Genomic DNA, 7,072 nt, shown 5'->3' with positions numbered 1-7,072 from the left:
CCCATTCCACCTCCCATTCCGCCTCCCATGGAGGAGACGGAACCGGAAGCTACAGAATCAAGAGTTATTTCTTCTACTGATTCACCGTTAATAGAAACTGTATAAGTCTCATCAAGTTCAAGTTCTGGACTGCTGAATATAACTGCATTACCACTCTTTGCTACAGTATATTCATATATTACGTTACCTTCGGAATCAGATATTGTTATGACATCACCTGATTCATAATCGCTGTCAAGTGTTACTACGAACGAGTTCTGCTCTGAGTTTTCAGAGAATGTTTCAAGCATTCCTGAATTACCAAGTGCAATAATTGTTCCTCCGTGGATAACCAGGTCGCCGCCACTTTCAGTACCGGAGTCAAGAGGTCCGTTAGCGCCATCTTCAGGTCCATCAACTATAATGTTACCGCCATAGATTATAAGATCTCCGTTAGAATCAAGGCCATCACCGGCTGAATTTACATAAATGTTACCACCATAAATCGCAAGACACTGAATCTCTGTATCTGTATCAGTCTCATCTTCTGATGAAGTTGTACTGTCATCAGTATTAAATGTCTGATCAGAAGGAGCACCCTGTTCTTCAGAACCGGTAGCATCTGCTTTTTCTGTATTATCTGCTGTTTCAGTAGTATCAGTGCTGACATCATCTGTGCTGTCGTCAGTATTATCAGAACCTGAGAATCTCTCACCCATGCTTCTGCCACCAATACCACCGCCCATCTGACCGCCGCCCATCATCATTGTTGAAGTGGTTGTGCCGCCTCCGGCATTCATTCCGTCATCAGATGCTGTAATGTCTATATCTCCGTCATAGATATTGATAAAATAGCCTTCTATACCTTCATAGCTTGTCTCTATTACTATAGTTCCATTTTCAATATCCACCTGGTTGTCAGCATGTATACCATCATCCCCTGTAGATATTGTAATATCACCATCTATGATATCCACATAATTGTCACTGTGAATTGCATCGTCCTGGCTGTTTATAACAAATGTTCCACCGGAAATTGTGATCGTATCACCTGCTTTGATACCCTTATAAGAGTCTGACTCTTCTTCGGTAGTATCAGTTGTTTCTGCTGTTTCAGTAGATTCTGAATCTGTTTCTTTAGTATCAGTTTCTTTAGTATCAGTTTCTTCAGCATCTTCTGACTTTGTGCTATCCTGTTCTGTGCCCTCTTCTGCATTTCCTGGAATCTGGCCATCAGCATCAGACATGTCTGGCATATCGCCCATAGAAGGCATATCGCCCATAGAAGGCATTTGGCCATCTGATTCTGACATATCCGGCATCTCACCATCTGAGCCGCCCATTGAAGGCATCTCGCCTTCTGAGTCGTCCATTGAAGGCATCTCGCCTTCTGAGTCGTCCATTGAAGGCATTTCGCCTTCTGAATCAGAATTCCTGCTGCCCATCTGGCCGCCACCCATGCCTCCAAGCATCATATCATCACCTGTATGAGCACTTGCATTTTCATATCCACCGCCTGTAAGAATATCAAAGTCTCCGCCCGAGATATCAACATTCGTTACTGCTGAGATACCATCATGTTCAGCTACGATCGTAAAGCTTCCGCCTGTGATCGTTATATAGCCTTTATCTTCATCTGTATCATTATTTGCTTTTATACCGTCATTACCCGCTGTCAGGTTGAAAGTACCATCACATATACGAACTGAGTCTTTACCAAGAAGTGCATTATCATCTGCTGTTACTGTGATAGTTCCACCTGTTATTACCAGATCATCCTTACTCTTTATACCATGTCCGCCTTCAGCTACTACCACAAGTGATCCTGTTCCATTTATAGTAAGATCGCTTGATGAGTATATAGCTGCATCTACATCAGCAGCCACAGCTGCTTCACCACTAAGATCATAAGATTCAATAGTATTTTCTGAACTTTCTTCAAGTGTTATGAACACCTTGTCTGCTGTCGCAACATATATGCAGGGCAGAGAATCATTGGTTATGGTCACACCATTCAATACTATCTGAACTTTAGCATCAGCCGCATTAACTATGATCTGCTGATCAGTAAGAGTACCGCTTAAGACATATGTGCCTGCTGTGATGATATAAAGATCACCATCAAGCTCGTATGCACCGCCGCTTGTATAATCTTCCAGGTCGTCAAGATCTATATATACAGCTGAGCTTTCTGTATAGGACGGATCCAGATCTCTATCAGAGAAGATTCCGTCCTCATCAGCGCTAATATCAGATGTAACCGAGACCACACCCAACTTTTCAGCATTCATAAATACAATAGTAAGCAGAACCGACAGGATGGTAATTATGATACAAATCAAACTTGTGTGTTTGCTAAAAGACATAATTATCTTGCTCCTATATGTATTTTACTGATATTCGCCGTTGTAACTTACAAGTACTGCACTTTCAACATGTTCCTTATTGCTAAGAGTTGTAACAAATTCTGCATCTGAAGAATTAAGTCTTACTTCATAAGTAAGTTCAATGCTGCCCTTACGTGCTGTCTTACCTTTAAGGATGAGCTTTTCTGTATTAGACTGTATGAATTCCATTACGCCTTTTTCTGCAGAAGCATCATCAAGTGATACAACGATTATGTAAGGCTTAACATATGATTTACGATTAACAAATACTACAAGGATAAGTCCGACCATGATACTACCAAATACTGCAAGAGGAATCATACCAGCTGCAAGGATAATACCAACTGCGATTGACCAGAACAAAAATGCTATATCAAGCGGATCTTTTATAGCTGTCCTGAAACGAACGATAGACAACGCACCGACCATACCAAGTGAAAGAACTACATTAGATGTTACTGCGAGGATTACAAGTGTTGTAATCATGGTAAGTGCTATAAGAGTTACACCAAAACTGGGAGAATACATAACTCCCTGAAAGGTCTTTTTGTAGATAAAAAAGATAAATACGCCGATACCAAAAGCCAGGGCAAGGGCTATTACCATATCTAAAATACTAACTGATGTTACATTTTCCAAAAAGCTTGATTTAAAAATATCACTGAAAGTCACTGTTATATCTCCTTTTATTCTGAATTATTGGATTTAGGTTTTCTTCATTCAAAGATTCTGCATATCGCATACTTTGAAAATGCTGTTGCTCTGGTATCTTCGACCTGGACAATCTCTCTTACTATGTCAGGAAGGAAATTGTCCCACTTTACTTCCAGAACTATAACGTCAGGTGCTACTGGAATCGTCACACACTCAGGATTAAGAAAATCTGTACATCTAAGTCCGCTTCTTATGTGGTGATCAAGCGTCACTCTGACATTTCCCGCAGGATATGTAAATGGATCTCTTGTATAATCAACGATTGTCTTTGGTCTTAGACCATCATTTTTCATCCCTCTGTACAATTCTCTTACAAGAGGATGCTCATGATCTTTCATCCATTCAAAATCGTTATCAACGATCCTTTGACACTCCTGTGCTGTTAATGATGCCGATTGCTTGAATCCGATATCTACACGTTTACTCTTTTTTTCAAGATGAATGACGGATGTATTATTGTTATAAAAGCGGATACGATATTTATCTCGATCTCTTACCCCGTCCAGCTTCTCTTTTAAAGCTTTATCATCATATGAATCAAAGTAAAGACTTCGTATCATATAGCAGCCGGTTGGCCCTACATGCTTGTCCTGTTTTAATACAGCCCTGAGTCTTTGTCGTAAAACGTAGTAATCAGATAAGCTGATACTGTGTTTAATTTCGTGTCTACCTTGCATATGATCGCTCTCCTTTGAGAACGATTCTACGCACCTATCCTAAATTCAAAATAAAACAAAAATAAAACAAAAATTATTAATTGCAGATATTTAGTGACTTTTGGGGCATTTCACCTCCTACTCTTCCATATCCATGGCTTTATATATAAGTTCCATACTGTAGCCCTTTCGGTACAAAAAGGCCATTATCTTCTGCTTTTCCTTATATTCCATATCAGAAGAATAATTCTTTTTATTAAGAAGATGGCGGATCTGCTCCATTTCTGCTCCGCCATCATTATCTGAATACTCTTGTTCAAGAATCTCATTTATAAGATCTCTATCTATACCCTTTTGCATAAGATCCTGACTGATTCTCTTCTTACTTCTGGACTCCATATAATATCTGACATAATCCGATGCATATCTCCTGTCATCCAGGTATTTATAGCTCTTCACATACTCTATAGCTTCATCTATGCTCACTTTTGGATAGCCGCCATCATTTAGCTTCTGGGTAAGTTTATATTCTGTATAATCTCTTTTTTGCAAAAGATTCATAGCACGAAGTATAGCTCTCTTGGTAAGAACCTCCCTGACTATGACATCATAGGTTATCTGATCTATCTCCATGCCTGCTTCGAGCTTGTACTTACGGATTTCTCCTTTATATAAAAGAAATGCTTTCTCTCCGTCTATGTATACCTGGCATCTTTTTTTATCATAATCCTGTACTGATGTTATTATCATCTTCTCTATACCTCGTCCTTAACTATAGTCTGATTCTGTTTCTGCTTGTAAGGCTCTAGTAATGTGCCCGGCAAGGCGTACCTATAAAATTAGCGACCCGGAGCCTAGTCTCGGATCGCTAATACTAAGCAAGTATCAGAATGAGAATCCAGACTGCCTTAGGCAATCTCTAATTCTTAATCTTCTGAAGCTGCTTTCTTCTTTGTTGTCTTTTTAGCTGCAGTATCTTCTGCTCCGGCATTATCAGCTGCCTTTGCAGCCTGTGCCTTTGAGAATTCATCTGCAGGAAGGTTATAAAACTCACGAACCTTTCCTTCAATCTCAGCCATGATCTCAGGATGCTCTTCAAGATATGCCTTTGCATTCTCACGGCCCTGGCCGATCTTCTCGCTATTGTACTGATACCAAGCACCTGACTTGTTGACAATATCTATGTTAGCTGCAAGATCGAGAATATCACCTGACTGTGAGATTCCCTTACCAAACATGATATCAAACTCTGCTGTCTTAAATGGCGGTGCAATCTTATTCTTAACTATCTTAACTTTAGTATGGTTACCAACTACTTCTCCGCCAGCCTTGATAGAATCTGTACGACGAACATCAAGACGAACTGATGAATAGAACTTAAGAGCTCTACCACCTGTTGTAGTCTCAGGATTACCAAATAGAATACCAACCTTCTCACGGAGCTGGTTGATAAATATTACAGTACAATTGGACTTACTGATTACTGCTGTAAGCTTACGAAGAGCCTGAGACATAAGTCTTGCCTGAAGACCTACATGAGAATCTCCCATCTCACCATCAATTTCAGCCTTAGGAACAAGAGCTGCTACAGAGTCGACTACAACGATATCAATAGCACCTGAACGTACCATTGTCTCTGTGATCTCAAGAGCCTGCTCTCCGCTATCCGGCTGAGAGATATAAAGATTATCGATATCTACGCCAATATTTCTTGCATATACAGGATCAAGGGCATGCTCAGCATCTATAAATCCGGCAATACCGCCTCTCTTCTGAACTTCTGCGATCATATGAAGTGTAACTGTTGTCTTACCTGAAGATTCCGGTCCGTATATCTCAACAATACGTCCCTTTGGAATACCACCAAGTCCAAGAGCAATATCAAGGCTGAGTGAACCTGTAGGTGTAGTCTCAACGCTCATCTGATTAGTGGGATCACCCAGTTTCATAACTGCGCCTTTACCGTATTGCTTTTCAATCTGTCCAAGGGCAGCTTCAAGTGCTTTCTGTTTTTCTTCTCTTTCCATACTTTCCTTTCCTGCGCATACGCGCACAACCTCTTGTATTAAGAGATTCTTCCTCTCCGGCAGATATTTTTATTATTTTGAAAAAATATAGGATGTACTTCTATGTACAGGATCAAAAAACGCATCCTATACATATTTAGAATTGCATGACTGTAATTCTATGTACTAATGATATAGCTAATGAAATCCAGTGATAATGCGATAAACTCATCTCCCGCCACATTGATCACATGATCTATTTTAGGGTATATCCTGCCGGTTGTCAATAATTTTAGCATTTTTTGTGCTAGATTTTTAATCTTAAATGCTGAAATGTCTGGCAGATATGCCTCAGATATTTTCAGAACTTTAAGAACATTAAAATGTTAGCATGAAGGAGACTTGTTTGCAACTTCTAAAAAACAGCAACCAAATATCGTTTTTGCGATATCTGATCGCCGCTTTTATTTTCAAAAAATCTTACTACCATCAAGACTTTTCTACCAACCAAACGTGATTTTTCTTACTTATTAAAACAAATAAATCTTCCGCCGTAATGATTGATTGAATGTCTAGTAAATAAATTAATTTTTAGATCTCTGTGTTGCCCCAATATATTCTTTCCTAACTCTATGTGTCATCAAATCAGCCTGTCTTGTTGGTACAGGAATGTGGCTGTCTTTTGTGATAACCATATTGGTTAATTTCATTGCAGTATCCAAATCTATCTTGTTTCCAACTGAAAGAAAAATAGGCTTTACATTTTCAGCTGTCCTTAACACTCTGCCATACACTTCTCCATCAATGATAATATCTGTGTAAGCCCCTGCATTGCTTTCTGGCATTATAAAGTCTACATCATTTATTTTGTAATAGCTTTTTGCAATTCCTATAGTAGGCTTTTTTATTTGTATGCCTGCATGAGTAGCTAGACCCATATGCCTTGGGTGAAGGTAACCATTTCCATCAAAGAAAATGACATCTACATCTGTTTCCAACAGGCTATATACTTCCTCGAATAGCGGAAGTTCTCTGAATGCCAAACAACCTGGAATATATGGAACATCTACTTTCTTTACAGTATATTTTTCTTCTATAACTTCAAGCGAAGGAAACTCTAATACTACAATACAACAATTTGCGTATTCATCCTCCCCCTTTTTCCAATAGACTAAATCAACTCCGGCAATCTTTTTAATAGCAGAAATAGACACTGCATTATGCAGGTCTATTTCTCTCATAAACTCTATTTGTTTTTTTATAAAAATTTCTTCCTTATCCATCATTTATAATCCAAAATACTTCTTATAATTGAATTTTTCGCCATCAC

6 protein-coding genes are annotated in these 7,072 nt (G+C 39.1%); all 6 read right to left on the bottom strand.

The annotated features are described in order from the left end of the window. On the bottom strand, positions 1 to 2,345 hold a 2,345-nt coding region (locus tag K6G87_RS04315; RefSeq protein WP_296834383.1), incomplete at its 3' end, for a carbohydrate-binding domain-containing protein. Between the two features lie 24 nt (positions 2,346 to 2,369). Next, positions 2,370 to 3,038, bottom strand: coding sequence for a DUF4956 domain-containing protein (locus K6G87_RS04310; RefSeq protein WP_296834380.1), 669 nt, complete (start codon positions 3,036 to 3,038; stop codon positions 2,370 to 2,372). A gap of 44 nt (positions 3,039 to 3,082) precedes the next feature. Further along, on the bottom strand, positions 3,083 to 3,757 hold the full coding sequence (locus tag K6G87_RS04305; protein ID WP_296834377.1) for a polyphosphate polymerase domain-containing protein: 675 nt from the start codon (positions 3,755 to 3,757) through the stop codon (positions 3,083 to 3,085). Between the two features lie 117 nt (positions 3,758 to 3,874). Further along, positions 3,875 to 4,486, bottom strand: coding sequence for a regulatory protein RecX (locus tag K6G87_RS04300; protein ID WP_296834374.1), 612 nt, complete (start codon positions 4,484 to 4,486; stop codon positions 3,875 to 3,877). Positions 4,487 to 4,662: 176 nt separating this feature from the next. Next, positions 4,663 to 5,763 (bottom strand): recombinase RecA, encoded by a 1,101-nt coding sequence (recA, locus tag K6G87_RS04295; protein WP_296834369.1) that lies wholly within the window; start codon positions 5,761 to 5,763, stop codon positions 4,663 to 4,665. Between the two features lie 563 nt (positions 5,764 to 6,326). Beyond that, positions 6,327 to 7,028, bottom strand: a complete 702-nt coding sequence (locus K6G87_RS04290; protein ID WP_296834368.1) for an endonuclease V — start codon at positions 7,026 to 7,028, stop codon at positions 6,327 to 6,329. Positions 7,029 to 7,072: the final 44 nt, after the last annotated feature.

The organism is Butyrivibrio sp. (genome assembly GCF_024699075.1).
Note: the sequence above shows the minus strand (reverse complement) of the source record. Positions and strands in the feature narration are given on the sequence as shown.